Source organism: Mesorhizobium sp. M1A.F.Ca.IN.020.06.1.1, assembly GCF_004023265.1.
Taxonomy (GTDB): Bacteria; Pseudomonadota; Alphaproteobacteria; order Rhizobiales; family Rhizobiaceae; genus Mesorhizobium.
In genome coordinates this window covers 1-977 of sequence record NZ_RZSR01001442.1, presented here as the reverse complement: position 1 = coordinate 977, position 977 = coordinate 1, and the positions used below count along the sequence as shown (strand labels likewise).

General features: G+C 60.9%; 2 protein-coding genes. One reads left to right on the top strand and one right to left on the bottom strand.

The window, feature by feature from the left end; genetic code table 11:
• The coding region (locus tag EOA60_RS34710) for a dihydrofolate reductase family protein (RefSeq protein ID WP_128312715.1) at window positions 1-567 on the bottom strand (567 nt) is incomplete at its 3' end.
• 105 nt (window positions 568-672) lie between these two features.
• Here EOA60_RS34710 and EOA60_RS34705 point away from each other — a divergent pair.
• Window positions 673-977: helix-turn-helix domain-containing protein (locus EOA60_RS34705; protein ID WP_164899853.1), on the top strand; the 305-nt coding region annotated here is incomplete at its 3' end.

Below are 977 nucleotides of genomic sequence, written 5' to 3'. Positions count from 1 at the left end.
GTTCACCACCATGCCGCAGGCATAGGCTTTCGAGCCGGTGAGCTTCAGCCTGGCGAAGCCGCCCTGATCGAAGATGCGACGACCGGCACCCAGCACCGCCGGGTTGATGAAGAGCTGGAACTCGTCGACCAGCCCGGCGGCGATCACCGCCGAGGCGAAGCCGGCGCCGCCGAACACGGCAATGTCGCCGCCCTCGCTCGCCTTCAGCGCATTGATCTCACGCGGCAGATCGCCGCTCGCAACCCTGGTACGCTCCCACCGCGACGCCTTCAGCCTGTCGCTCAGCACCACCTTGTCAGCTGCGATGATACGCTGGGCAAAGGCATAAAAACGGTCTCGCGGAAATTTCCTCGCCGCATTGCCCCAGTGATTGAGGTAGCCCTCCTCGGCCATCTTGCGGCTGAGCAGAATCGTGTCGACGGTTGCGAACACGGCATTGAAGTCCTGCTTGAGCTCGTCGTCCCAGTCGCTCTCGTCGCCCCATTCCCAAAGCTGCCAACGACGGTTCTCGTCGGCGCCGACGAAGCCGTCGACCGACATCTGCATTTGCAGGATGAGCTTTTTCATTGCGCGGTCCTCTCGCATCTCCAAACACGGTTTACTTTTGAAATCATTTGACGCGCGGAAGGAATGCTGTCAATTGAAAAGTGATTTACAAATGGAACTAACTTCATGTCCACGAAGGAAAGGTCCGGCTGCCCGATCAGCCTGTCGCTCGAGCTCATCGGCGACCGCTGGACGCTACTCATCATCCGCGACCTGGCCTTCGCCGGGAAAAGGCATTTTCGCGAGTTCCTGCAGTCGGACGAAGGCATCTCGTCGCGCACGCTGGCAGAGCGGTTGCAGACCCTGGTCGACAAAGGCGTCCTCACCCGCAGCGACGACCCGACCCACAGGCTGAAAGCGATTTACCGGCTGACCGAGGCCGGCATCGACCTTTTGCCGATACTCGCCACGCTTGGCGCTTGGGGCAGCAA